Raw genomic sequence first — 1,881 nt, 5'->3', positions numbered from 1 at the left:
GTCTTAGCCCATAGATACCATTTAGAAGTTTCTTCAATGGCCTCGTCAGCAGTTTCATATGGTTCCGAAGTGTACCGAACAGCATCACCTTCAAGAAAATCACAAACATACTTGCCATCAGGGCGAACACATACTTTCTTCATGATCCTACAGATTTCCTCTTGAGTGCTAACGCCCTTGTGAAGTTGCCCGCCCCTAAACCCAAACAGTACACCGTAATCACAAAAGCCAATTCAGACTAAAAATGCCACGTGTAAAGGGTCAACTTGCACAGTTTGTTATATGAAAACTGAAATCAAAGCGGCTTGGCCGCCCCACCGAGGCAACATCTGAAAAAACCCAAACTCACGATGCTGACTGTAACCGCAAACACCAATCTACCAACGATTGAAACCATACTTGGCAGTGTAATTTCAGCAACTTAGTAAACGCTGGAATCATAGCGAACCGACACCATACTCAACAGTGCGAATTCATGAATTTGAGAGAGACAATGCTATTTATACCAATGAATATTGCCATGGGACTAAAGCAAACCGCACCGATTCACGGAACGATTTTCACTGCATTGCGACCCACATTGAAACCACAAAACAACCAACGGCAATGGCACCTAAACCGTAAGAAAATATGGCATATAACGCCCTTGTGAAGTTGCCCGCCCCTAAACCCAAACATTGCCCCATAATCACAAAAGCTGATTCATACTAAAAATGCCACGTGTTAAGGGTCAACTTACACAGCTTGTTATATGAGCACTGAACTTAAAGCGGCTTGGCCGCCCCACCGAGACAACAGGTGAACAACCCCAAGCTCACAATGCTGACTGTAACCGCGAGCACCACGCTACCAACAATTGATTACCTTACTTAGCAGAGTTATTTCAGCAACTTAGTAAACACTGAAATCATAGCGAAACAGCACCAAATTCAACAGTGCGGATTCATGAATTTGAGAGAGAGAAAGCTATTTATACCAATGAATATTGGCATGAGATTAAGCTTAACCGCACCATTTCACAGAACAATTTTTACTGCATTGCGACCCACATTGAAACCACAAAACAACCAGCGGCAAACAGACCTAAACCATAAGAAAAATTGGCATATAACGCTTGACATAAGGTGCACCAACACTGAACCAACCAAGCGCACTAAACTCCAGACCAAAACCGCCGAGTGTAACGTGTCACCTTAATGCCTTTGTTAGCACTCTACCCCAACTTATGAGGACCATTGACCAAATCAACAAATACCGAGCCCGACCAATCTTCATCCAGTGATGGATTGACAATATCAGGAGCACCGCCAAAAACATCCCTTACTGAAGAATAGATGTATGCACGTTCTATTACGTTTTCGAGTTTACAGCGATGCTCAGGTGGCAACATTGTGTTCTTAGTTAACACCTCTTTAAGATGTTCGAATAATTTGGGGGTACAAACAAACCACTCACCTTGTCGCCGTTCTTTGGAAAAGAGCTTATGTAGCTCAGACTCTTTCTTGCTATGTCCCGGCTCAAGAGCACAAATTATCAATTCTCCGCTGCAACCAGTTTGTAGATTTGAGAGTCTTTTTAATGGATTGTTGCTACGACCAATTTTAACGCGTAAACCCGAAAATAGGTTTTTTAGATCATGTGGTCCTGACCATGTTTCAGGAACTTCAATAATGTAGTATATCGAGTCAGCTTTACCATTTGGCAATGTCTTAGCCCATAGATACCATTTAGAAGTTTCTTCAATGGCCTCGTCAGCAGTTTCATATGGTTCCGAAGTGTACCGAACAGCATCACCTTCAAGAAAATCACAAACATACTTGCCATCAGGGCGAACACATACTTTCTTCATGATCCTACAGATTTCCTCTTGAGTGCTAACGC

Annotated in this window: 1 protein-coding gene; it reads right to left on the bottom strand. The window is 42.7% G+C overall.

Annotated elements, in window-relative coordinates; genetic code table 11:
• Nucleotides 1-1,213: 1,213 nt before the first annotated feature.
• Nucleotides 1,214-1,881, bottom strand: a 668-nt coding sequence (locus tag L4D78_RS28165) for a GIY-YIG nuclease family protein (protein WP_428469984.1), incomplete at its 5' end; no start/stop codon positions are given.

Source organism: Photobacterium minamisatsumaniensis (assembly GCF_050336695.1).
Lineage (GTDB): Bacteria > Pseudomonadota > Gammaproteobacteria > Enterobacterales > Vibrionaceae > Photobacterium > Photobacterium minamisatsumaniensis.
The sequence above is the reverse complement of the archived record's forward strand: the minus strand, read 5'-3'. Positions and strand labels throughout refer to the sequence as shown.